This is a genomic window from Flavobacterium sp. HJJ, assembly GCF_015351475.1.
GTDB classification, from domain to species: Bacteria; Bacteroidota; Bacteroidia; order Flavobacteriales; family Flavobacteriaceae; genus Flavobacterium; species Flavobacterium marginilacus.
Genome location: NZ_JADKPR010000004.1, coordinates 187,141 through 212,368 on the forward strand (window position 1 = coordinate 187,141; position 25,228 = coordinate 212,368).

Genomic DNA, 25,228 nt, shown 5'->3' on the forward strand with positions numbered 1-25,228 from the left:
AATTGAATGGCTTTTTTTATATTTATAAAATGACAAATACTTCTTTTTTAGACAAAATAGCAACGGTAATACTACAAGATTATAATGATAAGCTAACTGAAACAGTTATAGTTTTACCTAATAAACGAGCAAAAATATTTCTTGTAGAAGCATTAAAAAATCAAACAGAAGAGAATATATTTTCACCTGAAATTATAAGTATTGAGGATTTTGTACAAGATATTTCCGGAATAAGAGCAATTGATCCCATAGAATTGTTATTTGAATTTTACGCAGTCTATTTGTCTATTACAGAAAAAAACCAACAGTCTTTTGAGCTTTTTGCCAATTGGGCAAAAACTTTACTGCAAGATTTTAATGAAATAGATCGCTATTTGTTAGATCCAGATCACGTTCTTTCTTATTTAAAAGATATTGAGGACATCAAGAAATGGGGTATTGAAGTTGAAAACAAGACCCAATTATTGGAAAATTACATTGATTTCTGGAAACTATTGCCTAAATATTATAATTCTCTCTATGATCATTTACTCGAAAAAGGCATTGGTTATCAAGGGTTAATATATAGGGAGGCAGTTAAAAACAGTAATAATTTTTCAAAATCGATAACGGGCAAACAATTTATTTTTGCTGGATTTAACGCTTTGAATGCTTCTGAAGAAAAAATTATTCAGCATCTTATCGCTTCAGATCAGGCAAAAATTTATTGGGATGCTGATCAAACATTTCTCAATGATCCTTATCATGATGCTGGTTTATTTGTCCGCCGTTTTAAAGAAAGCTGGAAACATTATAAGTCAAACCCTTTTGAATGGATAGCTGATGATTTTTCGAATACTAAAAATATTCAAGTTATCGGTACTCCAAAAACAATTGGTCAAGCCAAAATAGCTGGAAGTATTATAGAAAGCATCAATAAAGATAATCCAAGGGAGTCTCTAGATAACGTGGCCATTGTTTTGGGTGAGGAGAATTTGTTAATTCCGCTGTTATATTCATTACCTACTACAGTTAATGCGTTAAACATTACTATGGGTTATTCCGGGAAAAACAATCCTGCACAAATTTTAATTGCCAAGTTGTTCAAAATGCATACCAATGCATTGTCCAGAACAAACAGCAGTTATGTTTTTTATTATAAGGATGTTTTGGATGTGTTAACCCATCCCTTGATTGAGCCTTATGCAAATACTAAAGCATTAGTTGGAATTATCAATTCAAATAACTATACGTTTATCAGCCATCACAAATTATTGGACTTAAACAATAATGCGGATGATTTATTTTTGTTTTTATTTCAAAAATGGGAGAACGGTTCAATTGCCGTTCTTGAAATTATTTCTAGTTTGCTGTTAAAGGTTAAGAATAATTTAAATAATGAAAATGAAGAGGAAAAAATAGCTAAAACTTTTGTGTATGCTATTTTTAAAGTGATTAACAAACTTATTAATTACTTTTCCAAATACAATGTAATTGATTCAATAGAGACACTTTATGCAATTTATAAACAAATAATTGATTTAGCAGAAGTCTCTTTTGAGGGAGAACCTTTAAATGGATTACAGATTATGGGTGTACTTGAAAGCAGGGTTTTGGATTTTGAAACCGTGATTATAACTTCGATGAATGAAGGGAAATTTCCAGCGGGTAAATCGCAAAATTCATTCATTCCTTATGATGTAAAGCGAGAGTTGGGATTGCCTACTTTCAAGGAAAAGGATGCTATTTATACTTACCATTTCTATCATTTGCTGCAACGGGCCAAAAACATTTATCTGCTTTACAATACCGAAAGCGAAGGGTTGGATGCTGGTGAAAAAAGCCGTTTTATTACGCAATTGGAAGTTGAAAAACAACCCAATCACACTTTGACTCACGAAATTTATAATGCCGTTTTGCCGGACACTGCCTATTCACCAATGGTAATTCCAAAATCAGAAAAGGTAATGGAACGTTTGAAGGAAATTGCAGAAAAAGGGTTTTCGCCTTCAGCGTTGACGAGTTATATACGGAATCCGATTCAGTTTTATTTTCAAAAGATTCTGCGGATTAGTGAAGTGGAAGAGGTTGAAGAAAATATTGCGTTGAACACTTTGGGGACAATTATTCACGAGACTTTGCGTGTTTTGTATGAACCTTTTATTGGCAAATTTATTTCGGAAATCGATATTAAAAATTGTATCGAGAAAATTGATTCCGAAGTTTTGATTCAATTCAAATTGGTTTACAAAGAAGGTGAAATAAAAAAGGGGCGAAATTTATTGGCTTTTGAAGTAGCAAAACGCAATGTCTTCAATTTCCTGAAAACGGAATTGGAAAGCATTAAAAGTGGAGATGCCATAAAAATTCTAGAGCTTGAAAAGACTTTTGAAAGAAAGTTAGAACACCCAAGTTTGCCATTTCCGGTTTTGATAAAAGGGAATGTGGACAGAATTGAAGAACGCAACGGAAACATCAGAATCATTGATTACAAAACCGGTAAAGTTGAAAAAACGAATGTTACCCTTAAATCTTGGAAAGGATTGGCAGATGATATTAAAAACGATAAAATTATCCAAGTTTTGGCTTACGCTTACATGTATGAAGCAAATGCTAATGGGAAACCAATAGAAGCCGGAATTGTCTCTTTTAAAAATTTAAAATCTGGTTTTCTGCCTTTTAATTTTAAAGAAGATAAGGAAAGTATCGCTATTATCAACAGTGAAATTCAATCGAATTATTTGGAGCAGATTGTTTCGTTATTGAGTGAAATATTGGATCAGACGATTCCTTTTGAGGAGAAAATTGTATAAAAAATGAGTAAGAAATGGTTCAACTTATTTGAGTTTTTCAAAAGCACAATTTCAATTAATCTTGTGGCTAGTTTTTTTGTTTTTCTTTTTGGAGGATCTATCGCTTTTAATTATTCAATTCTCAGTTTTGGTTTTGTTTTAAGTCTGCTTTTTAAAGAAGTATATTCTAAAAATGAATACGTGTTTTATTTTAACAATCAAATTTCCAGAATACAGCTTTGGGTTTCATCATGGTGTATTACGTTTGTCTTTTTATTGATTTCTGTGTGTGTTTTTAATCTAATAAAGCTATTGTTTTGAAAAAGCATTTATTGGAGATAGACAGTGTTCAGAAAACTTTTGAGAATAAAAACATATTGTCAGATGTTTATTTGAAATGCGAGACAAGTGATATCATTGGCCTTTTGGGCAGAAATGGTTCGGGCAAATCAACTTTGCTAAAAATTATTTTCGGAATTGAATCTGCCGATTTTAAATTTGTTAGAATTGATGGCAGTGTAAAAACTAAGACCAAGGATTTATTTAACGAGATTAGTTATTTGCCACAGGACAATTATATTCCTAAAGTATTTTCAGTAAAAAAAGCAATAGAACTGTCCGTTTCCAAAGATAGGATTTCCGAGTTTTATACTGATCAATTGATTAGTACGATGCTAGAGAAGAAAATCTCCCATTTATCTGGTGGTGAATTACGGTATTTAGAAATAAAAATTATTCTCAATAATTCTTCTAAATTTATTCTGCTCGATGAACCTTATAATGGTTTATCTCCTTTGATGGTCGAAAAGGTAAATGAATTGATAATGGAAAATTCAAAAATAAAAGGGATAATCATTTCCGATCATAATTATGAAAATGTAATCAAAGTGTCAAACAGATTGATTTTGCTCAAAGAAGCCAAAGCACACCATTTGCTTTGCAAAGAAGAATTGATTGAAAAAGGATATCTAAAAAAAGGAATGCTTTAGATTGTTTTTGATAAAAGAACTTAAAACTGCAAGTAATTCTTCTCGGTTTTCTATCGAACTCATGTGACCATCACCAAAAGTCACCAATTCGATATGGGTACCTTTTATTTGCTCGAGATTTTCTTCATAATTGAGAACAGGATCTTTTTTTCCTAAAATCAATAATTTTGGATAAGTGGTTGTATGCAACAGAAATTCCCTGTCTTTACGGATTTTCATTCCTTCTAGAGACGCTACTATTCCTTGTAAAGGTGTTTTTAAAGCCTGAATTTTTACTTCTTCGATTTTTTTGATTAGTTTTTCTCTATTGTCTTCACTGAATAAATTAGCGATGGAAAGCCTGATGAAAGTTTCGTAATCTTTTTTGACCGCTTTGATGGCACGGTCTCTGTTTTTCTTTCTTTCGGAGCTGTCTTCTTTGGAAGTGGAATTGAGCAACACCAATCCTTTCATTTTCTCCGGATACAATTCGGCGAAAGCCAAAGAAACATAGCCACCCATCGAATGTCCTACAAGAATTGCTTTTCGAATTTTTAATTTGGATAAAACGGCATGAACCACATCGGCATTTTCTTCCATGGTTTGGATGTAGCCCAAACTTTCGGTTTCTCCGTGACCTAATAAATCGATGGTTATGATTCGGTTTTTTTTACTTAATTCGGAAACATAAACATCCCACATCGTTTTATTTTCCAAAAATCCATGAAGCATGACTACTGCAGTGCCTTTTCCGTTATCAGTATAGGATATTTGTGTGTTTTTGTAGAGAAGCGTTTCCAAAGTAAAATTAATTAAGTGAGAATTTATATCTGCAAAATTAATTCTTTATAATCCAAAATGCTACATTTGAAGAAAGCATTTAATAGAATATGAACAGACTTGTAATTATTGGAAACGGTTTTGATTTGGCTCATGGATTGCCAACTTCTTATAAAAATTTTATTGATGATTATTGGAAAAAAGCATGCAACACAAATGGGGGTAAAAAAATAGAACATATAGATGATTTTGTCAAAATCAATTGTGAGTTACGTGGGAGGTATAATTTAACTATTGATAATATAAATTCTTATAAAGAATTAAAACAATTTCGTGAAAGGAATAGAGAAGATATTTCAGGTAATTTTGAAATAGGTTTTAAAAATTCATTTTTTAAGAAAATTTGTGAAAATTCAATTGAGAATTGGGTTGATATTGAAAATGAATATTACAGAGACTTAAAAAGAATAGTAAAATTAGCATCGTCATCGAAAGAAAAAAAGAAACAAACTATAATTTTAAACCAAGAATTTGACCAAGTTAAAGCTCTTTTAGAAAAATATTTAAAAGATAATGTTTTAAATTCGTTTCAGTTAGGAAATTTCAAGGATCCGAAAGGAGAAATTTTTAAATTTTCAAATGTTATAAAGCCAATTTCAATATTTAGTAATGAAGATAAAATACTAGAAGAATTTTCAAAAGAGGATCATGCCGAAATTACAAGTCAACTAAATAAGGAAAAGTTAGGAATGACAGAAACAAAGTTATTTTTTTTAAACTTTAATTATACTCCAACTTTATATCGTTATCTACATAATGGGAAATATAATGAGAAGGTTGAAACATCTATTAATTTTATTCATGGAGAAATTGGGAATATTATTGAAAATAAAATTAATTTCGGTTTTGGAGATGAAATGGATGATGATTACAAGACAATTGAAAATTTAGATGATAATGAATATTTAAAGAATTTTAAATCTTTTCAATATTTACAAAATTCAAATTATAAACAGCTTCTAGATTTTGTAGAAAGTGATCAAAAATTTCAAGTTTATATAATGGGACATTCTTGTGGGTTGTCAGATAGAACAATGCTTAATACTATTTTTGAGCATCCAAATTGTAGGTCGATAAAGGTTTTTTATCATCAAAGAGAAGATGGAACTGATAATTATACAGAGATCATTCAAAATATCTCTAGACATTTCAATAAGAAAAAATTGATGAGAGAAAAAATAGTCAACAAAACTCTTTGTCAGCCATTACCTCAAATTCAATTACCTAAAAAATAAAAACGGCTTCCATTTTCTGAAAGCCGTTCTTGTTGTTATTTGTAAAAAATTAAAACCGATTATCGCCGTCTAAAAGATTTCCTAGCCCGCCAAGTAAACTTCCTTCGTCACGGCTGTTGCCGCCCGCTCTTGGTGCCGAAGCGATGATTCTGTCCGCCAATCTGCTGAAAGGTAAAGATTGAATATAAACAGTTCCCGGACCGCGAAGGGTTGCGTAAAACAAGCCTTCGCCTCCAAAGATGGAATTCTTGATGCCGCCTATAAATTCGATATCATAATCGACATCTTTAGTAAAACCAATAATACAGCCCGTATCGACTTTCAGGACTTCGCCGTGAGCCAGTTCTTTTTTAGCCATTGTTCCTCCCGAATGTACGAATGCCATTCCGTCTCCTTCTATCTTTTGCATAATAAAACCTTCACCGCCAAAAAGACCACGTCCTAGTTTTTGGGAAAATTCAATCCCTACCGAGACGCCTTTGGCAGCGCATAAAAAAGAACTTTTTTGGCAGATAAATTTCCCTTGAAACTGCGTTAAATCTATTGGGAGAATTTTTCCGGGATAGGGTGAGGCAAACGAAACTTTGCTTTTAGTGTAGCCTTGGTTTAGGAATGCCGTCATGAACAAGCTTTCGCCAGTAAGGACTCTCTTTCCTGCGTTTAAAAGCTTGCCAAACAAACCCGAACCCTGCTGTTGTGAACCATCGCCAAATATGGTTTCCATTTGTATGTTGTTTCCCATCATCATGAAACTGCCCGCTTCGGCAATTACTATTTCCTGCGGATCCAGCTCTATTTCGACATACTGCATTTCTTCCCCAAATATTTGATAATCTATTTCGTGTGCTTGCATGATTTCTGTGTTTTGATTTTATGAATGAGTCGGGAATGAATTTATAATGTTACAAAACAGCATGTGAATTAATTTCAAAATTTCTTAATGATGAAATTATTTCACAGAGATACACAAAGAAAAATGAAGATTCTCAAAGAAAGGCTTCTTTAAAATATTCACATTAATTCTTTGTGTTTCTCTGAATGTTCTTTGTGAGACTTTGTGAAACAAATAATACAGCAAATAGAAAAAGTGATTAATTCAAATGAAAAATTTGGGTTTATTGAAAAAAAACGGCTCGCATTACCGCAAGCCGTCTATTATCTAAAATCTATTTTCTATAAAACTAAGAATTCATCAAACTTTCGATTTCCTCTGCTTCAATCGGGATGTTTCTCATCAAGTTGAAAGGCTCTCCTTTTTCCTGAACCACGACATCATCTTCCAAACGGATTCCGAAGCCTTCTGCCGGAATGTAAATTCCTGGTTCAACCGTAAAAACCATATTAGCTTTCATTGGTTCGTGCAACAGTCCGTAATCATGCGTATCTAAGCCCATGTGGTGCGAGGTTCCGTGCATGAAATATTTCTTGTAAGCCGGCCAATCTGGGTTTTCATTTTGCACATCAGCTTTATCAATCAATCCCAAACCAAGCAATTCCGATGTCATGATTTTACCCACTTCTACATGATATTGTTTCCAGAGTGTTCCCGGTGTGAGCATTTTGGTGGCTTCATTTTTAACTCTCAAAACCGCATTGTAAACCGCTTTCTGTCTGTCAGAATAACGTCCCGAAACTGGAATTGTACGTGTTAAATCACTCGAATAATTGGCGTATTCGGCGGCAACGTCAAGTAATACTAAATCACCTGCTTTGCATTGCTGATTGTTTTCGATGTAATGCAGAACATTGGCATTATTTCCAGAAGCAATAATCGGCGTGTAGGCAAAACCCTTGGAACGGTTACGTATGAATTCGTGAATCAATTCTGCTTCAATTTCATATTCGGTTACGTTTGGTTTTACAAATGAAAGTAATCTTCTGAATCCTTTTTCGGTAATATTACAGGCATTTTGAATTAAATCTAATTCTTCCGATTCTTTTACAGAACGAATGCGCTGTAATATTGGATTACTTTTCGCAACCTGATGCGCAGGATATTTGTCTTTCCACCATTTTACAAAGCGTGCCTCACGGGTTTCCGTTTCGACCGAAGCACGGTAGTGTTCGTTGGTATTGATGTACATCGTATCGGCATAAGTCATCATTTCGTTCAGGATTTTCTCGAAATCCTGCAGCCAATAAACCGTTTTAACTCCCGAAACTTCAAAAGCGTGCTCTTTGGTTAGTTTTTCGCCCTCCCAAATAGCAATATGCTCACTGGTTTCTTTTAGGAATAAAATTTCTCTTTGGTTCTCATACGGAGCATCTGGAAAAAGCAGTAAAACGCTCTCTTCCTGATCAACTCCCGACAAATAAAATATATCGCGATGCTGTGCAAAAGGCAGGGTGCTGTCGGCAGAAACTGGATAAATATCGTTAGAATTAAATACAGCTACACTATTAGGTTTCATTGCAGACATGAATTTTGCTCTGTTTTTAATAAAAAGAGCAGAGTCAATTTGATGATATTTCATAAGAAAATGATTTTTGGTATTTAATCTTCAAAAATAGAAACTTTTATAACGAAATTAGTTCTTTGAGTGATTTTTTTAAGGTTTTTATAACGGACTTTTAATAATGACAATAATTTGATTGTTAATTTTTTTGAAGCAGAAAGCTTGGGTCATTTTTAGGAGATATGGTTCCCGCTGTCCGCTGCAATCTTGTGGGCTGAACCCCAGCCCACAAGGATTTTCACTTCCATCGGGGCTAAAAATCAACATTTTGCTTTTTTAGAATTTGAAAAAAAAGCAATGATTCGAGTTCGTAATCTGCCGCCAGATTTAAAGAATTTCCATCAACTAATCTGTGGTCGACTATTTTTAGAATCCAAAATATTTAATTTTATAAGCCGATTGCTTTTTTCTGTTCACTGCTTTGAATGGAAGCCTCGATAATCTGCATTACACGTGTGCCGTCCTGCGCTGTGACAGGTTCGAACGAATCATTTACAATCGACTGATAAACACCATCAAAATAATCATAATAATTCCCTTGAAGTGTTGGAACTTTTTTCTTAATGATTTCGCCATTAATTTCGGTATGCAAAAAGCCTTCCAGTTCCTTTGGTTCGGTTCCCCAAGTATCCAAGTTTGGTTTTTTGCCCAATTTCAATTCGTCTTCCTGCACATCACCGCGAGGTTTCAGGAACGTACCCTTTTTGCCATGAACAACATAGGCCGGATTGGCTTCTCTAACAAAAAAACCAGCTTTTAATCTCACTCTAAAATCCGAATAAAAAAGCAGAATATCAAACCAATCATCTACCAACGAATGTTCTCTCGTTATGCGGATATCGGCAAAAACACTTTTTGGAAATCCAAATAAATACAATGCCTGATCAATGATATGCGGTCCTAAATCCTTTAGAATTCCAGCTCCAGCATTAGCAGTTTCTTTATGCACTTTGGGACTCAAAATTGGATTGTAACGATCGAAATGAAACTCGGCTTCGACTAATTCTCCAAGAACGTCGCTCGAAACAATCTGCTGTACAGTTTTCAAATCACTGTCCCATCTGCGGTTTTGGAATACCGAAAGTTTCATTCCTTTTTCTTTGGCTATATCTGCCAATTCCTGAGCTTCGGCAACCGTAGAGGTAAATGCTTTTTCGACAATGGCGTGTTTTCCTGCGAGTAAAACCTGTTTTGTGTAATCGAAATGAGTGCTGGTTGGCGTATTTACAATAACCAAGTCAGCATCGCTTTGAAGCACTTCTTCAAACGTGGCAAAACTTTTTACATTTGGGTAATCCAATTGAATTAATTGTTTGCTTCTTTCCCAAGAACCAAGCAACTCAAATCCTTCATGCAGTTCTAAAAATGGTGCATGGAAAACTTTTCCAGACATCCCGTATGATAATAGTGCGGTTTTTATTTTTTGCATATATTTTATTATTAGTTTGCAATCCTGCAAGGTTTCGAAAACCTTGTAGGTGTACTTTTAAATTTTAATACCTACAAGGTTTTGGAAACCTTGCAGGAAAATCACTTATTGCTTTTTTGCTCGTTCGTATTGTTTCGGCCATTGAACATCAACTCCTAATTCACGGGCAAAATCCAAGCCCATATTTGGGTTTCTTAATGACTCTCTGGCAAACAAAACTAAATCTGCTTTACCGCTTGCTACAATATCTTCAGCCTGTTGCGAAGTAGTAATCAAACCAACGGCTCCTGTCATTATTTTGGATTCCTTTTTTATTTGCTCGGCAAAAGGAACTTGGTAACTTGGTTCTAAAATAATCTGCTGATGCGACACCAATCCGCCTGAAGATACATCTATTAAATCAACTCCTCTTTCTTTTAAGATTTTGGATAATTCAATAGATTCTTCGACATTCCATCCGCCTTCAGCCCAATCGCTAGCGGAGATTCGTACAAGTAATGGTAATTCTTTCGGCCATTCTGATTGTACTGCTTTGAGAATTTCTAGTGTAAATCGGATTCGGTTTTCAAAACTGCCTCCGTATTCATCAGTTCTTGTATTTGTTAAAGGAGACAAAAACTGGTGCAGTAAATAACCGTGTGCTCCATGAATTTCCAATACTTGATAACCTGCAACAACTGCTCTTCGGGTTGCCAGTTTGAAATCGGTGATTACTTTTTGAATGCCTTCTTTGTCCAAGGCTGTAGGAGCCGGCACATTGTCATGATAACCAATAGCACTTGGAGCAAAAGTTTCCCACCCGCCTTGATTTTGAGCTAGTTTTTTATTACCGTACCAAGGTGATGAAACACTGGCTTTTCGGCCGGCATGAGCGAGTTGAATTCCAGGAACGGAGTCCTGACTGATAATAAATTTGGTAATTTTTTTTAGCTTTTTGATGTGGTCATCGCTCCATAAACCCAAATCGGAGGGAGAAATTCTGGCTTCGGGAGAAACGGCTGTCGCTTCCTGAATGATTAAACCCGCACCTCCTGTGGCACGGCTTCCAAGATGCACTAAGTGCCAATTGTTGGCAAAACCCTCATCGGCGGAATACTGGCACATTGGGGAAATTGCTATTCTATTTTTGAGCGTGATACTCTTTATTTGCAGTGGAGAAAATAATTGTGATGCCATAAATGAAATTATAGTTAGTACTTAAACCTGAATTTGATTGTAATTGTAGATACTGGCAAAAAGGCAGTATGTTTATCTTTAGCCCCGATCGAAGTGGAAATCCTTTTTATTTTTTCTTTAAAAATAAAAAGATTGTAACGAAGAGCGGGAACCATTATTCCTAAAATGCCAAATCTTTCAGCTCCTAAAAAAATATAAGAGTCCAGTTGTAACAAAGTTATTGCACTAACGCCAAATTAAAAATGAAAAATACATTAATTAACAAAGTTTTAAAGCGATACCAAAAAATATTGCGTAATTAATAAAATAGAAAACAGTACTTTTGTCCGTCATTAAAGAACCGAAAATTAAAAAATGGAAATAGTTATCAAGCTTTCTCAATTTTTATTGAGCTTATCATTACTTATTATACTTCACGAATTAGGGCATTTCCTTCCCGCCAAAGCATTCAAAACCAGAGTTGAAAAATTTTATTTATTTTTTGACGTAAAATATTCACTGTTTAAAAAGAAAATTGGTGAAACCGAATACGGAATCGGATGGCTGCCTCTTGGTGGTTACGTGAAAATATCGGGAATGATTGACGAAAGCATGGACAAAGAACAAATGGCCCTGCCTGCACAGCCTTGGGAATTTCGTTCTAAACCGGCTTGGCAGCGTTTGATTATTATGCTGGGCGGGGTAACAGTAAACTTTATACTGGCTTTCATTATATATATAGGTATGGCTTTTGTTTATGGGGATTCCTACATTGCGAATGCTGATATGAAAGACGGTCTTTTGATAGAAAATAAAGCCTTGATAAATGCAGGATTTAAAACTGGGGATAAAGTTGTTGCTGTTGACGGTGAAAAAATTCTAAAGTTTGACAGCGATATGCCTATGAAAGTCTTGACTGCAAAACAAGTTTTGATTGAAAGAAACGGTGCAGAGCAAACGATAAAAATGCCAATCGATTTGGTAGATAAATTATCGAAAGAAGAAAAAGGATCATTGTTTTCTATTAGAATGCCATTTGTTATTTCGGATGTTTCATCATCACAAAATAAACAATTGAAGGAAAAAGACATTATGCAGACATTAAATGGCAAACCAGCCAGATATTATGATGAGGTCACTTCAATTTTAAAGGAAAATAAAGGAAAAACACTATCAGCAACGGTTTTACGAGACAATAAAGTAGTTCCAATTGAGGTGAAGGTTACCAAGGAAGGTAAACTGGGCGTTATGCTAAATCTTGATTTGGATTCTCTAAAAAAATTAGGTCTATTTAAAGTTACTAAAATAGAATACAGCTTTGCTGAATCAATTCCTGCAGGATTGAAAAGAGGAAAAGATCAATTCTTAGGATATGGGAAACAATTAAAAATGATGTTCAATCCAGAAACCAAAGCTTATAAACAAGTAGGCGGTTTTCATGCTATTTACAAAGCTTTTCCAGACACATGGAGTTGGGAAATTTTCTGGAAATTAACAGCATTTTTATCAATTGCCCTTGGTGTAATGAACTTATTGCCTATTCCTGCGCTTGATGGCGGTCATGTAATGTTTTTATTGTTTGAAATCGTAAGCGGTAAAAAACCAAGCGACAAATTCCTTGAAAATGCCCAAATGGTTGGTTTTGTACTTCTTATCTCATTGCTTTTGTTTGCTAATGGGAATGATATTTACAAGGCAATCGCAGGCAAATAAAAATATTTAAAAAAAGAGTGAAAATATTTTTGGAGAATTAAAAATTCGACTATATTTGCACTCGCTAAAAAGAGCAACAACTTCCTCCTTAGCTCAGTTGGTTAGAGCATCTGACTGTTAATCAGAGGGTCCTTGGTTCGAGCCCAAGAGGGGGAGCAAACTTTTTTTAGCAAACATACATACCTTTAAGGTAATTCCTCCTTAGCTCAGTTGGTTAGAGCATCTGACTGTTAATCAGAGGGTCCTTGGTTCGAGCCCAAGAGGGGGAGCAAAAAAGACTATCAGCAATGATGGTCTTTTTTTGTTTAAACGCTAAAGAACAAAAATACATCGGATCAGGAGCAAAAGTTGGGGATTAGGCAAAAATAAGATCAAGAACAAAAGTTATGCTATTTATCAAGAAGCACTTTTATCACAGACAAGCATGCATCCAAATCTTTATTTATTTCCTTACTCCAAAAACGAAGTACTGTCCATACGTTTTCTGTGAAGAATTTGCTAACTTATAAATCTAGTTCCGCATTGCAGTCAATCTTCTTATACCAAAACTCAGCAAGATGGAACAGTAAAAATTCAACATTATAACATACAAGTAAATAATATACTTCCTGTTTCATTTCTCTTGTTTCCTTGTAAAAACATTAGTCCCAAAGATATATTCCATTCGTTTATTAAAACAAAAGATCTTCTGGTTTCCAAAACTTTATAATGCGAATTCTAAAAAAAATGCAATCAAAAAAATTAGAATTATTAAAAAAAAACAGCTTAAAACACAAAATAACATAAATTAAAAAATAATCACACAAATATCATTTTTACTAATAATAATTTAATAACTTAGACCAAAGACTAGGCAAAATAGACCCTTTTACACGAAATTGTTAATTATTTAATACTAGGGAAACATGATGAAACTGATGCCGCAATTAAACCCAAAAGGCTGGGACGAAATGTTCTCTAATGAAGGAGTAAGAAATTCTTATACTCAAGTACTGCATACTCTGCAAAACTTAAGCCAGGAAAATTTAAATGACAAACAGCTGCAAGCTTCAGATTTATTCATGAACCAAGGGATAACATTTACTGTTTACAGTGATGACAACCAAGGAATAGAACGAATTTTTCCCTTTGACATTATTCCCAGAATCATCACAAAAACGGAATGGAGCGAAGTAGAAGCAGGAATCAAACAGCGGTTAAAAGCACTTAATTTATTTTTGGAAGATGTTTATAACGGACAGCATATTATAAAAGCAGGAGTAATTCCCGCTTCATTAGTTGCCTCGTGCCCACATTATATACAAGAAGTTCACGGAATAAAAGTGCCTCATAACATACACGTCCATATCGCTGGAATCGACTTAATACGCGGTGCCAAAGGAGAATTCTATGTTCTGGAAGACAATCTCAGATGCCCAAGCGGTGTAAGCTATATGCTGGAAAATAGAGAAATTACAAAACGTATTTTCCCTGACATGCTTGCAACCAATAAAGTAAGCACTGTTGGAAACTATCCAAATATTTTCCACAACATATTGATTTCGCTTTCACCCCGAAATGTATCTAAACCCAATGTGGTGCTGCTTACGCCTGGCGTTTATAATTCGGCATACTATGAACATACTTTTCTGGCAAGACAAATGGGAATTCCGCTTGTAGAAGGAAGGGATCTAGTGGTTAATAATAACAAAGTCTATATGAAAACCACTTCGGGCTTACAGCAGGTGGATGTGATTTACAGACGTCTGGATGATGATTATCTCGATCCATTGGTTTTTAAACCCGAAAGTACACTGGGAGTCCCAGGACTAATCAGCGCCTATCGTCACGGAAATGTAGCTCTGGTAAATGCTGTAGGCAATGGTGTTGCCGATGACAAGGCTGTCTATGCTTATGTTCCGGATATGATAAAATATTATCTCAACGAAGAACCCATTCTTAAAAATGTTCCAACATACCAAATGGAAAACCCAGAAGAAAGAGAACTAGTATTTGCCGACATGGAAAATATGGTAATCAAAGAAACCAATGGAAGCGGCGGATACGGAATGATTATGGGAAACAAAGCAACACAAGAAGAACTTGAAAATGGAAAAACTGCCATTCTTGCAAACCCTAGAAATTTTATAGCACAACCTATTATTCAGCTTAGCACTGTCCCATGTTTAATCGACGGCCAATTGAAATTACGCCATGTTGATTTAAGACCTTACGCTTTATGCGGACCCAATGGAGTGGAAATTGTACCTGGAGGCCTTACTCGAGTCGCACTAACCGAAGGTTCATTGGTGGTAAATTCTTCGCAGGGAGGAGGGAGTAAAGACACTTGGATCATAAAGTAATTTCGTTTTAATTTTTTAAAATGAATCAAAATGGAAAAGAATACAACAAACACAGAAAAAAAAGACAAAACAATGTTTGCCTTTTTACCAGAGATGGTTATTGAACATATAAATCATCCTGAACCAAAAAAAATTAAAGTCATCACTAATGATGTAAAAGATGATGAAACCTCAAATGCAACATTATCACAAAATATAGTTTTTGATCCTCTTGCAGATCCTTTTGACGGAATAAATATAGAAATAGAACCACGCAAAAAAAAAGCAAAAAAAATAAAAAAGCAGAAAATAAAGTTTACTGAAACGGTAACTGTACCAAAATTGGAAACTATCACAACCAACACTTCAGAAAATAAAATCATAGAATTTGTAAAGAAAATCAAATGCAGCTTTTTTAATTTTTAAACAGCAATAAACCAAAACAGTATTTCAATATAAATTATAACCAATAAATTTTTTATCTATGAAAACAATTATGACAAGCGGAGCTACAAACGGGATGTTTTTACTCAACACAGAAACCTCAATCATTTCAAATCATTCGATGAAAAAAGAAATAACAGTTAAAATGGAATCGAATAATCCAATTATAGAATCCATTATCGAAACTATAGTCGAACCGATTATATACAAATGCTAAAACAAAGGATTGGTTTTAGCTTAATTTTCTTCTGATGAATCTAGTTTGAAACATCAGAAGAAAATACAATCATACGATTTCTAAAAATCTAACGCAATTTATCCCAATTTTAAAAATCGATTCTAATGAAAGCAAATATGCTAAGCCGTGTTGCAGACGGAATGTTCTGGCTCAACAGATATATGGAAAGAACTGATGGCATGCTGCTTACTCTTAACACAAGTTACATACTGTCATTTGACAAAGAAACCGATGATTGTCAAGGTTACAAACCCCTGTTAAACTATTACACCAATTTAACGTACAATCAGATAGAAGAAGTACAAAATGATACTGCCTTTATTTTGAAATATATTATTTGTGACAGTCAAAATCATAATTCGGTTAAAAATCTGGTTGTAAAAGCACGTGAAAATGCAAGAGGATCACAGGATAAAATTACCAAAGAACTTTGGGAGCATATCAATTCGCTCTACCATTATATGAATTCACCCGATCTTCCTAGAAAACTGGAAAGCTCCGATGCTTTAAAGGTTGTAAACAAACTCAATAAAGAACTATTGCTTTACAACGGAATTTTCCATGTTACTATGCCTAGAGGGCTTGGTTGGAGTTTTTCGAATATTGGAAAATTAATTGAACGATGTCTGCAGACGATTTCCATGACGCAGGCCTATTATATTCCTATCAATTACAATCTGGACGGAAACGAAGATGTAATGTACTGGAAAAGGCTCTTGCTTTCATTATCTGGCTATGAACTGTATCTGAAGAGCTACAGCAACATTAAACATAACCGAAAAATAGTTGAACATGTTATTTTTAATTATGATTTTGCACATTCTGTAATTTTTACATTGGACTTGATCAATAAATATTTGGACAGCCTTGTAAAAGACAGCGAAATAAGTGAAGCCCGAACATTGTACAATCAATTTGGAAGGTTAAAAAGCTACATCGTTTATACGGATTATCATCACATGACCAACAAACAATTAGAAGAGGTTTTAGAAACTACCAAAACACAGCTCAATCAGTTTTCTGTCGATTTTTCAAAATTATTTTTCTCCTATACTTAACATTTTATGGCAATATTTAAAATAACACATATCACTAAATATCAATACAGCTTGCCTATAAAAGAAAGTATAAACGAAATCCGTTTATTTCCTCATCATTTTAAGGGCCAGGAAGTACTTGACCATCAGCTCTTGATTTCACATGATCCCGAAATAGCTTATTTTAGAGATTATTACGGCAACCTAGCCGCTAATTTCAATAATCTGGAATCTCATAATGAAATGGCTATCGAATCCCGAATGACTGTCAAGGTAAGCCATTCGCTCAAAATTCCTGAAATCGATGCCATTACTGTAAAAGATTTAGAAAAAGAAAAAAATAACGACATCACCTTATTAAGACTCAGCTATCCCGAAACGATCACAAAACAACAGGATATAGACACTGTTTTGGCAGGTTTTGATCTCGCCAACAGCTCAATTATTACCGTTGCCCAGTTGTGCAATGAATATATATTTAACCATTTTACCTATACCAAAGGAATCACCAATATAGAAACGACTATAGATGAAATTTTGGAGTTAAAAAAAGGTGTCTGCCAGGATTTTGCTCACATCTTACTGCAGTTTTTAAGAACTGCCGGAATTCCTTCCCGATATGTAAGCGGTTATGTATGCCCCAACGAAAGCGGGCTAAGAGGTGAAGGTGCCACACATGCCTGGGTCGAAATTTATTCCCCAATCCAAGGCTGGCTTGGACTGGATCCGACCAATAATATCTGGACAATGGACAACCATGTAAAACTATCAGTCGGCAGAAATTTTTATGATTGTACTTTAATCAAAGGGACTTTCAAGGGATTAGCAAGGCAAACGCTGTCCGTTAGTGTTTCAATAGGATACGAAGACGGGCGTCATTATGAAGAAATGAATGATGTTCAGCTCGAAAAAATCCCTCAGGAAATAAACGAGCAGATAAGTTATATCGAACAGCAGCAACAGCAATAAAGAAATTCACAGCTTCGGCTAGAAATCAAATTTAAGCTGTACCACAATTGTTTTCTTGATTTCAGTATTCAAATTGCTCAAAGAAATACCTAACAGCCGTACCGAATCCTTCATTCTTTCCTGATACAATAACTCTTTGACTGTTTCAAAAATCAATGATTTATCAGAAATAAAATAAGGCATGGTTTTACTGCGCGTCTGCTGGGTAAAATCGCTGTATTTGATTTTGAGAGTGACTGTTTTTCCTGAAATTTTATGCTTTTTTAAACGGCGTTCCAGTTCAGATGCTATTTTCTCGAGTTTTTCCACCATAAATATCTCTGAAGAAAGGTTGCTGTCAAAAGTGTATTCGGCCGCAACCGATTTGGCGATACGATTGGATTTTACTTCACTGTTGTGAATGCCTCTCACTACATTATAATAAAAACTTCCCGATTTGCCAAAGTGCTTTTCTAGAAATTCGATAGGTCTGTTTTTAAGATCCAAACCGCTAAAAATACCAAGCTGAAACATTTTTTCGGCCGTGACTTTCCCTACTCCATAAAACTTTTGAATAGGCAGCTGTTCCAAGAAAGCAATAACTTCATCAGGATTAACCGTTTTCTGCCCATTTGGCTTATTATAATCACTTGCTATTTTGGCAACAAATTTATTAACCGAAATCCCAGCCGAAGCTGTTAAGCCGACTTCCTTAAATATCCGCATCCTAATTTCCTGTGCCAATAATGTAGCACTGGGATTTCCTTTTTTATTTTTGGTTACATCTAAATAAGCTTCATCCAGAGATAAAGGTTCTATCAAATCTGTATAATCTTGGAAAATCGTATGTATTTTTTTTGAAATTTCTCTGTACCGATCAAAACGGGGTCTTACAAAAATAAGTTCAGGACAGTTTTTTTTGGCCAAAACACCGCTTATTGCACTCCGAACACCAAACTTCCGAGCTTCATAACTTGCTGCCGAAACTACTCCGCGGTTTTCTTCACCTCCAACAGCAATAGGCTTTCCACGTAATTCAGGATTATCCATCTGCTCCACCGATGCATAAAACGCATCCATATCGATGTGTATAATCTTTCTATGTGGAATTGGTTCTGGCATATCACAAATTTAGAAACGTTTTAAACGAGATAGAATGATAAAACTGTTAAAAAATAAATGAATACCTTTGAGCTTTTACACGGCATTCGCTTTTAAAAAAGATAAACACGAATTTCACCAATTAACACTAATTCTTATCAAAATTGAAATCAAATTTTACAACTTTTACAGTTTCGAATATTTTGTGTAATTAAACAGCAATCTTAATTCGTGCAAATTAGTGTAATTCGTGTCAGAAACTTTTAAAAGCGAATGCTCTGGAATTTTTACTAGTCCAGATGCAAAATTACTTTCGCAATTACCTTTTTATTTTAAAAAAAAAGACATAGTGTACAGCTGGATAAAACTCCTAAAAAAATATTCAAAATGATAGAAATAGAAAGAAAATTTTTGGTTACATCAGATGCATTTAAGGCAGAAGCTTTTGCTCAGAACCGAATAAAGCAAGGCTATTTGAGTTCTGTTCCCGAAAGAACTGTTCGGGTACGTATAAAAGGCAGTAAAGGTTTTTTGACTATAAAAGGAATTTCTAATGAATCTGGCATGTCACGTTTTGAATGGGAAAAAGAGATTCCTGCAGCCGATGCCGAAAAATTATTGCTATTATGCGAAACAGGCGTAATCGACAAAACCCGATTTGAAGTAAAATCGGGCAGTCATATTATAGAAATTGATGAATTTTATGGTGAGAACGAAGGTTTAATTATGGCCGAAATCGAATTAAAGTCAGAAACTGAATCTTTCAAAAAACCAATCTGGCTGGATAAAGAAGTTACCAGTGACAAAAGATATTACAATGCTTATTTGAGCAAAAATCCGTTTAAAAGCTGGCTGCATCCTTAGTAATTAGTTTTTCATAAATCACTAAAAAACTATCATTTTCGTAACTCTTCAATTTTTACGATTACGGCTCCGCTGCTTTTATTGGATGCAATTTCCATAAAAGCTCTTTTGCTTAAGTCGATTTCTCTTCCTCTTGCAAAAGGACCTCTGTCAATTACCTCCACAATTACAGATTTACCATTGGCTTCATTGGTAATCCGCAGTTTGGTTCCAAAGGGGAATTTTCGATGTGCAGCTGATAACTTTTGGTTATCAAACCGTTTTCCGCTAGCCGTTTTTTTACCATTAAATTTATCATGGTAATAAGAGGCGTGGGCATCTTTTTTAAAAAATACAAACTTTCCAGTTTCAACAATTACAGTATCTGGGGCGATAGCAACTGGTTCAATAACTTTTTCTGCAACTTTTACAGTTTTTTTTACAGTGTCTTTATTAATGGAAAATTTTTTGCTTGTAATAATAGTACTTTGACTGCTTACTACCCAAACATTGGCTAGTAAAAATGAAAGTGTGATTATTTTTTTCATTTATAGTTTATTAGGTGAAACTTTGAAAGGCAAAAAAAATATGGGTAAAAAAAAATCCTTTTCAGGATTTTTAAATTTGGTTTATAACCACAATGACCAAGGAATCCTGCTTAAAATAAGCAACAATCCTAAACCATAAAAAATAGAAAAGGTTTTAAATTTTGATTCGCTTGAAGTTAATTTTTTATGTTTTGACCAGCCAATTGTAATTAGGGCGACTGCAATTAAGTTGATCAGCGGGTGTTCCAAAGAAGTTAAGCGTAAAGCTTTGTCAGACATTTGTCCAAAAGATGCCAATCCCACCGGAGAAACAAAATAAAGTATTATACCAGCTAGTAATTGAACATGTATTCCAATTAATCCGAATAAGCCAATTTTTCTGTCTTTTGGGGTAAATTCTTTTTTGGATGACATTCCTATTATAGCATTAACAACTGCAATAACAAGAACTAACAATGCAATATAAGCCCAGCCTGAGTGAAATTTTTGTAAAATCGTGTACATAAATGTTATTTTAATTTAAACAAATATAGCAAAAAAGACCATAAAAAAACCCAGAAATTAATTCTGGGTTTTTGATAAAAAAATTATTTATTACAATGACTGCAAAACTTTGTCGGTTATCTGAATAGAACCGTTTGAACCTTGTATGTTAAGAACTTTTGCATTAGCATTTACTGCCGGTGCAGATTTGTCAACAATTTTCAAAGTTGATTTAGTTATCACAAATGTATAAGTAGGAAACAATGTTGTAACAGTTATATCTGCAGAAGTTGAAAAAGCCGTTGTAGAAGCAGCAACCCTATTACTTTTCTCTAAATGATAGTTTAAGATTTTAGTAATGTCAGCATCCGTTTTACCTACTAAATAACCGCCAGTCCCTGATGCTGCAGTAAATGCATCATTATTTGGAGCAAAAACACTAACTGGAGCCACTCCTGTTGCTGCGTTCAAAGTAGCCAATACACTTGCTTGAGGAGCACTTTTAACTAGTCCTAACAAAGAAGTCAAACTTGGGTTTGCAGCAATTTGATTTACAATTGTTGGCAATAACAAAACTGCATCTATAACATGTACCACACCATTACTTGCATCAACATTTTCTTTTATGATTTTAGCTCCGCCATTTGCAGAACCTCCATTTATTAAAATATCTGCTGCTGGTTTATTAAAATATATATTCAAGTTAGCACCAGAAGTAGCTGTAGTTGTAGATTTGTAATATCCAAAAGTTTTATAATACCCAACCTCCAATAAATCAGAAGTTCTAGTTCCAACACCAATAACGTGATTCTGCAATGATAATTTTAAGTTAGCAATTATAATAGCATCAGCAGAAACAAGGGGATTCAATGAGTTTATAGAAGCACTTGTAATTCCAGCAGCAGTAAACGCAGCATTAGTTGGTGCAAAAACAGTATATGAACCTGGATTTCCTAAAGTTACATCTAAACCTGTTTTCTTTAATGCATCTACCAAAATACTAAAATTAGGATCTGCTTTTGCTATTTCAAGTATAGAAGGAAGTTTCACTACATCTTTAGTGTCATCATTAGTACAAGAAAATGTCATTAATACAACCGCTAAAATGGTAACAAAATATAGAATTTGATTTTTAATTTTCATAATTATTTATTTTATGTTTATAAAGTATTCGTCTAGTTTTTAAAAATATTTTTTATTTACCGAAAGTATATCTTAATGTAAATTGCGCCTGCCAAACATCAGATACTGAAGTATTTTTTTGGAACGTATCTCTCGCTAAAAATCTTTTTCCCTCATTATCTGTCTGTAAAGCCATCGTATAGAAAGGAGTGAAATTATTAGCGACACTTGGAGCTGATGACACCGCCAAAATATTAGTTGCGGTAGCACGTTGAGAAATACCCCAATCTCTATTGACGAAGTTTGTAAAGTTCAAGATATCCGCTCTAAACTGAAAGCTGTTTTTCTTACCAGCAATAGTCACGTAGAAATCTTGAGTAACTGACAAATCAACTCTGTGTAACATTGGTAAGATGTTTGAATTTCTCTCCACATACTGCCCTCTTCTTTTAGACAAATAAGGATCCTGATCAATAAATTTATCAAAAGCTTCTTGTTGTTGAGCTTCTGTGTACAATACTAATGTTGAACCTCCTAAATTTTGAGTAATTGGATTAAACCTAATATCTGTTGCTTTTACTGGAACAAAAAGCAAATCATTTCCAGTAACTAAATCTCCATTCAAATCACCTCCATACGAATAAGAGAATGGGCTTGCTTGTTCCCCGATATATCCTAAGTTAATAGTTGTTGCTCCTCCATATTTTTTACCATAATCAATTTTGTATCCAACAATACCAACATATCTGTTTGGTGTATTGTTATTAGAAATGCTTAAATCCTGAACATTATTTCCATAAACTGACTTCGTTCCTGTCTGCCAAGTACCAGAAGCTGTTGATCCCGGAGAAATCAAATCATAAGCAGCAGAATGCGTATAGGCAAATGACCCCCAAAGTCCATTTTTAAATGGGTATTCCAATTTAAAGGTAGTAGAATAAAAATAGCCTTGATTAGTATTTGTAAGTACAATTGCATTTGAAACATTGTTGTTTATTCTAGTTCCATTATCAGTACCTGCAAATAACGGTCTGTTGTCTGGCCCTGCGATTGATCCTACCGGATTGGCTAAATTGGCATTATAATATCCTACTTCATTAATATTTTTACTAAATATTCCTTCTACAGTTCCAACAAAACCAAATGGTAATTTTTGATCTACTGCAACAGTAGTTTTCCATACTTGAGGAAATTTATAATCCTTGTCTGTGAAAGCCAAATCAAAAGTAGAAGGTAAAGTTGGTGTAGCTGGTGTAAAATACTGAGCTGGACTAGTTGTAAAACCATATCCTCCTGCACCTACTGAAGCATTGCTGGCATCAACAAAACCTGTTAATACTCCATTATTTCCAATAGCATTTGACAAATATACATAAGGAGGTCTTCCTGTAAAGATTCCTGTTCCTCCTCGTACTTGAGTTTTTGAATCTCCTGCAACATCTAAATTGAAACCAACTCTTGGTTCAAATAAATACTGTGTATCTGGCATTTCACCTGTGTTGAATTTTTCACCATCTGCAAAAGTCATAGCAGTAACAGCTTTATTTTCAATGGCTGTGTTTTTAAAGAAAACTGTTGTAGCTCTCAAACCAAAAATAATTTTAAACTGATCATTTACCTTAAAATCATCTTGTAAGTATAAATCAATTTTATTAGACTCTAGTAATTGCCATGGATCTGCGCCTCCTGATAAAGCAGAATATCTAAATTGAGTTCTAACTGGCAAATTATTTTTTGATGGAGCTCCACCCAAAGCTAGAGATTCATTTGCGGCGTTGTAAAATTCGTCTAAAGAGTTAAAAATAAATACTCCGTTTGAACCAGAATAAAATAAATTTTCTGATTTAAAATTTTCATAGTTGGCACCAAATAGTAAAGTATGCTTTCCTAAATATTTAGTAACGTTATCTGTAAAATGCAAAGTAGAATAATTTAATTTATTTCCTTGCGTAAAAGGATCTAACCCTACTGAGATAAAATTTGTGTTTCCTGCACTATATCCTGTTCCGGGAGCAGGAATTGCTGCGCCATTTTTAATATCAATAGTTGGAAACAGACCTCCTCCTTGAAGTGATCTGTCTTCTATTTGCTTGTCATAACCCGCAATAAAGTTATTACTCCATGTTTCAGACAACTTAGAATCCAATTGCAAAACAATAGATCTAGTGTTATCTTCAATCACATATCCACTATTTTTAAAAGCCATAGAATTAACATTCCCAGTTCTATTTCCAAAGCCTAAAGAACTTGAATTTGAAACACCTTGATCTGCAGAAGAATCACTATGAACATAACGCACAGAAAGTTTATGATCATCATTTATATTCCAATCTACTCTTCCTAAGAATTTTTTAGACTCTTTTTTAGAATCAAAATTCTCCCAAGGTCCTGTAGTATAATTGAAGTTTTTTTGCATGTAATCAGAAAGTACCTGCATTTGATCATATGTTGGTGCAGAAACTTGAGCGCTTCCATTTGGAGAATTAGTAGAAGTCCAATTAGTTGCAGGACTTGTATTATCAATAGTTTCAAAATTACCAAAAAAGAATAATTTATCTTTAATGATTGGAGCACCAATCCTAGCGCCCCAAATTGTTTCATCAAAAGTAGCTGGAACAATTCTTACTTCACCAGCCTTTGTTCCTATAAAACTTTTTTTATTACTCCTAGTAGAATTATAAACTGAACCTTCGACTTCGTTTGTTCCACTGCGAGTTACTGCGTTGATTCCAGATCCTGTAAAACCAGTTTGACGTACATCAAAAGGAGCAATATTTACTTGTAATTGTTCAATAGCATCTAGAGAAATTGCAGTAGAACCCGTTCTACCACCCGCTTGTGCATCACTCCCTAAACCAAAACCATTATTAAAAACAGAACCATCAATTGTAAAGTTGTTTAATCTTGAATCTTGTCCTCCAAAAGTACCACCGCTTCCTGCATTGGCATTATATTTTGTAATAGCATTTATAGAACGAGCTCCAATAATCGGTACAGCATTAATTTGTCTGTTAGAAAACTGTTGGGACGCTCCTGTTTTTCCTTTAGAAAAAGCACCATTAGATTTTGATGATGAAACAACAACTTCTTTTAGTTGACTTGTTTCGTCTACAAGAACTATGTTTACAGTAACTGTACTTCCTAATGGAGCTGTAATATCAGTAATTTCACTCGGTTTTGAACCTATGAAGGTAAATTTAACAGTGTATGGACCTCCAGGACGTATAGCCTGTACTGAGTAACCGCCTGTATAATTTGTAATTGCATTATACTTTGTTCCTGTAGGTAAGTGAATCACTTGCACCGACGCTCCCGCTATGTTCTCGCCAGTAACAGACTTCACTGTTCCTGAAATTCCTGAAGTAGTTACCTGAGAATAACCGATAACAGACAGGAAAAAAATAAAAATAAAGGTGATTTTTTTCATATTATTTTGTTTGTTTAGTTTGGCAAAATTATAACATTTAAAGCAATAAATGTTAACAATACTTTAAGAAATTGCTCATTTTACTATACATGCATACTAAATAAGCATATCCATATTTATTAATTAATATTTTATTTTTTTACCATAAT

20 protein-coding genes and 2 tRNA genes are annotated in these 25,228 nt (G+C 34.2%); 12 read left to right on the forward strand and 10 right to left on the reverse strand.

The features are described from left to right. The first annotated feature begins 29 nt into the window (after positions 1-29). Positions 30-2,792 (forward strand): PD-(D/E)XK nuclease family protein, encoded by a 2,763-nt coding sequence (locus tag IRZ80_RS05230; RefSeq protein ID WP_194640502.1) that lies wholly within the window; start codon positions 30-32, stop codon positions 2,790-2,792. A gap of 296 nt (positions 2,793-3,088) precedes the next feature. Then, complete coding sequence (locus IRZ80_RS05235; RefSeq protein ID WP_194640503.1) at positions 3,089-3,760, forward strand: ATP-binding cassette domain-containing protein; 672 nt, start codon at positions 3,089-3,091, stop codon at positions 3,758-3,760. On the opposite strand, the gene IRZ80_RS05240 is transcribed toward IRZ80_RS05235, so the two are convergent. Continuing rightward, positions 3,740-4,540 (reverse strand): alpha/beta fold hydrolase, encoded by an 801-nt coding sequence (locus IRZ80_RS05240; RefSeq protein ID WP_194640504.1) that lies wholly within the window; start codon positions 4,538-4,540, stop codon positions 3,740-3,742. The two genes, IRZ80_RS05235 and IRZ80_RS05240, sit on opposite strands and share 21 nt — an antisense overlap. Before the next feature lie 89 nt (positions 4,541-4,629). On the opposite strand from IRZ80_RS05240, the gene IRZ80_RS05245 reads away from it, so the two are divergent. After that, complete coding sequence (locus IRZ80_RS05245) at positions 4,630-5,814, forward strand: AbiH family protein (RefSeq protein ID WP_194640505.1); 1,185 nt, start codon at positions 4,630-4,632, stop codon at positions 5,812-5,814. A gap of 49 nt (positions 5,815-5,863) precedes the next feature. Here the strand turns inward: IRZ80_RS05245 and IRZ80_RS05250 are convergent, their stop codons facing one another. The 4 genes from IRZ80_RS05250 to IRZ80_RS05265 form a co-directional block, all read right to left on the reverse strand. Then, positions 5,864-6,667 (reverse strand): TIGR00266 family protein, encoded by an 804-nt coding sequence (locus IRZ80_RS05250; RefSeq protein WP_194640506.1) that lies wholly within the window; start codon positions 6,665-6,667, stop codon positions 5,864-5,866. 328 nt (positions 6,668-6,995) lie between these two features. Continuing rightward, positions 6,996-8,288: an aminopeptidase P family protein gene (locus tag IRZ80_RS05255; RefSeq protein WP_194640507.1), complete on the reverse strand. Its 1,293-nt coding sequence runs from the start codon at positions 8,286-8,288 to the stop codon at positions 6,996-6,998. Between the two features lie 370 nt (positions 8,289-8,658). Next, on the reverse strand, positions 8,659-9,699 hold the full coding sequence (locus tag IRZ80_RS05260) for a Gfo/Idh/MocA family oxidoreductase (protein WP_194640508.1): 1,041 nt from the start codon (positions 9,697-9,699) through the stop codon (positions 8,659-8,661). A 105-nt stretch (positions 9,700-9,804) separates the two neighbouring features. Continuing rightward, positions 9,805-10,875: an NADH:flavin oxidoreductase/NADH oxidase gene (locus IRZ80_RS05265; protein WP_194640509.1), complete on the reverse strand. Its 1,071-nt coding sequence runs from the start codon at positions 10,873-10,875 to the stop codon at positions 9,805-9,807. 354 nt (positions 10,876-11,229) lie between these two features. Between IRZ80_RS05265 and rseP the strand changes: the two genes are divergently transcribed. From rseP to IRZ80_RS05305, 8 genes are all read left to right on the forward strand, one after another. Next, positions 11,230-12,567 (forward strand): RIP metalloprotease RseP, encoded by a 1,338-nt coding sequence (rseP, locus tag IRZ80_RS05270; protein WP_194640510.1) that lies wholly within the window; start codon positions 11,230-11,232, stop codon positions 12,565-12,567. Positions 12,568-12,649: 82 nt separating this feature from the next. After that, positions 12,650-12,723 (forward strand) — tRNA-Asn (locus tag IRZ80_RS05275). A 39-nt stretch (positions 12,724-12,762) separates the two neighbouring features. Further along, a tRNA-Asn gene (locus tag IRZ80_RS05280) sits at positions 12,763-12,836 on the forward strand. 636 nt (positions 12,837-13,472) lie between these two features. Next, positions 13,473-14,909, forward strand: a complete 1,437-nt coding sequence (locus IRZ80_RS05285) for a circularly permuted type 2 ATP-grasp protein (protein WP_194640511.1) — start codon at positions 13,473-13,475, stop codon at positions 14,907-14,909. A gap of 30 nt (positions 14,910-14,939) precedes the next feature. Continuing rightward, on the forward strand, positions 14,940-15,314 hold the full coding sequence (locus IRZ80_RS05290; RefSeq protein ID WP_194640512.1) for a hypothetical protein: 375 nt from the start codon (positions 14,940-14,942) through the stop codon (positions 15,312-15,314). Positions 15,315-15,372: 58 nt separating this feature from the next. Continuing rightward, on the forward strand, positions 15,373-15,549 hold the full coding sequence (locus IRZ80_RS05295; RefSeq protein ID WP_194640513.1) for a hypothetical protein: 177 nt from the start codon (positions 15,373-15,375) through the stop codon (positions 15,547-15,549). Positions 15,550-15,674: 125 nt separating this feature from the next. Beyond that, positions 15,675-16,628, forward strand: a complete 954-nt coding sequence (locus IRZ80_RS05300; RefSeq protein WP_194640514.1) for an alpha-E domain-containing protein — start codon at positions 15,675-15,677, stop codon at positions 16,626-16,628. 6 nt (positions 16,629-16,634) lie between these two features. Further along, the gene (locus IRZ80_RS05305) at positions 16,635-17,576 is read left to right on the forward strand and encodes a transglutaminase domain-containing protein (protein WP_194640515.1); all 942 of its coding nucleotides are present in this window, start codon (positions 16,635-16,637) and stop codon (positions 17,574-17,576) included. A gap of 18 nt (positions 17,577-17,594) precedes the next feature. On the opposite strand, the gene dinB is transcribed toward IRZ80_RS05305, so the two are convergent. Then, positions 17,595-18,677, reverse strand: coding sequence for a DNA polymerase IV (gene dinB / locus IRZ80_RS05310; protein WP_194640516.1), 1,083 nt, complete (start codon positions 18,675-18,677; stop codon positions 17,595-17,597). Positions 18,678-19,043: 366 nt separating this feature from the next. Here dinB and IRZ80_RS05315 point away from each other — a divergent pair, with 366 nt between their 5' ends. Beyond that, on the forward strand, positions 19,044-19,520 hold the full coding sequence (locus IRZ80_RS05315; RefSeq protein WP_194640517.1) for a CYTH domain-containing protein: 477 nt from the start codon (positions 19,044-19,046) through the stop codon (positions 19,518-19,520). A 32-nt stretch (positions 19,521-19,552) separates the two neighbouring features. On the opposite strand, the gene IRZ80_RS05320 is transcribed toward IRZ80_RS05315, so the two are convergent. The 4 genes from IRZ80_RS05320 to IRZ80_RS05335 all read right to left on the reverse strand — a co-directional run bounded on the left by IRZ80_RS05320 (position 19,553) and on the right by IRZ80_RS05335 (position 25,079). Next, a complete protein-coding gene (locus IRZ80_RS05320; RefSeq protein WP_194640518.1) occupies positions 19,553-20,047 on the reverse strand; it encodes a septal ring lytic transglycosylase RlpA family protein in 495 nt (164 codons plus the stop codon). 81 nt (positions 20,048-20,128) lie between these two features. Next, positions 20,129-20,551, reverse strand: coding sequence for a hypothetical protein (locus tag IRZ80_RS05325; protein WP_194640519.1), 423 nt, complete (start codon positions 20,549-20,551; stop codon positions 20,129-20,131). A gap of 90 nt (positions 20,552-20,641) precedes the next feature. Then, positions 20,642-21,673 (reverse strand): fasciclin domain-containing protein, encoded by a 1,032-nt coding sequence (locus IRZ80_RS05330; RefSeq protein WP_194640520.1) that lies wholly within the window; start codon positions 21,671-21,673, stop codon positions 20,642-20,644. A gap of 52 nt (positions 21,674-21,725) precedes the next feature. Continuing rightward, positions 21,726-25,079: a TonB-dependent receptor gene (locus tag IRZ80_RS05335; RefSeq protein ID WP_194640521.1), complete on the reverse strand. Its 3,354-nt coding sequence runs from the start codon at positions 25,077-25,079 to the stop codon at positions 21,726-21,728. Positions 25,080-25,228: the final 149 nt, after the last annotated feature.

What these genes read in the sequence shown, in the direction of transcription:
- IRZ80_RS05230 (WP_194640502.1), top strand. Translation starts at nt 30, where the DNA reads ATGACAAATACTTCTTTTTTAGACAAAATAGCAACGGTAATACTACAA.
- IRZ80_RS05245 (WP_194640505.1), top strand. Translation starts at nt 4,630, where the DNA reads ATGAACAGACTTGTAATTATTGGAAACGGTTTTGATTTGGCTCATGGA.
- IRZ80_RS05250 (WP_194640506.1), bottom strand. Translation starts at nt 6,667, where the DNA reads ATGCAAGCACACGAAATAGATTATCAAATATTTGGGGAAGAAATGCAG.
- IRZ80_RS05255 (WP_194640507.1), bottom strand. Translation starts at nt 8,288, where the DNA reads ATGAAATATCATCAAATTGACTCTGCTCTTTTTATTAAAAACAGAGCA.
- IRZ80_RS05260 (WP_194640508.1), bottom strand. Translation starts at nt 9,699, where the DNA reads ATGCAAAAAATAAAAACCGCACTATTATCATACGGGATGTCTGGAAAA.
- IRZ80_RS05265 (WP_194640509.1), bottom strand. Translation starts at nt 10,875, where the DNA reads ATGGCATCACAATTATTTTCTCCACTGCAAATAAAGAGTATCACGCTC.
- rseP (WP_194640510.1), top strand. Translation starts at nt 11,230, where the DNA reads ATGGAAATAGTTATCAAGCTTTCTCAATTTTTATTGAGCTTATCATTA.
- IRZ80_RS05285 (WP_194640511.1), top strand. Translation starts at nt 13,473, where the DNA reads ATGATGAAACTGATGCCGCAATTAAACCCAAAAGGCTGGGACGAAATG.
- IRZ80_RS05290 (WP_194640512.1), top strand. Translation starts at nt 14,940, where the DNA reads ATGGAAAAGAATACAACAAACACAGAAAAAAAAGACAAAACAATGTTT.
- IRZ80_RS05295 (WP_194640513.1), top strand. Translation starts at nt 15,373, where the DNA reads ATGAAAACAATTATGACAAGCGGAGCTACAAACGGGATGTTTTTACTC.
- IRZ80_RS05300 (WP_194640514.1), top strand. Translation starts at nt 15,675, where the DNA reads ATGAAAGCAAATATGCTAAGCCGTGTTGCAGACGGAATGTTCTGGCTC.
- IRZ80_RS05305 (WP_194640515.1), top strand. Translation starts at nt 16,635, where the DNA reads ATGGCAATATTTAAAATAACACATATCACTAAATATCAATACAGCTTG.
- dinB (WP_194640516.1), bottom strand. Translation starts at nt 18,677, where the DNA reads ATGCCAGAACCAATTCCACATAGAAAGATTATACACATCGATATGGAT.
- IRZ80_RS05315 (WP_194640517.1), top strand. Translation starts at nt 19,044, where the DNA reads ATGATAGAAATAGAAAGAAAATTTTTGGTTACATCAGATGCATTTAAG.
- IRZ80_RS05320 (WP_194640518.1), bottom strand. Translation starts at nt 20,047, where the DNA reads ATGAAAAAAATAATCACACTTTCATTTTTACTAGCCAATGTTTGGGTA.
- IRZ80_RS05325 (WP_194640519.1), bottom strand. Translation starts at nt 20,551, where the DNA reads ATGTACACGATTTTACAAAAATTTCACTCAGGCTGGGCTTATATTGCA.
- IRZ80_RS05330 (WP_194640520.1), bottom strand. Translation starts at nt 21,673, where the DNA reads ATGAAAATTAAAAATCAAATTCTATATTTTGTTACCATTTTAGCGGTT.
- IRZ80_RS05335 (WP_194640521.1), bottom strand. Translation starts at nt 25,079, where the DNA reads ATGAAAAAAATCACCTTTATTTTTATTTTTTTCCTGTCTGTTATCGGT.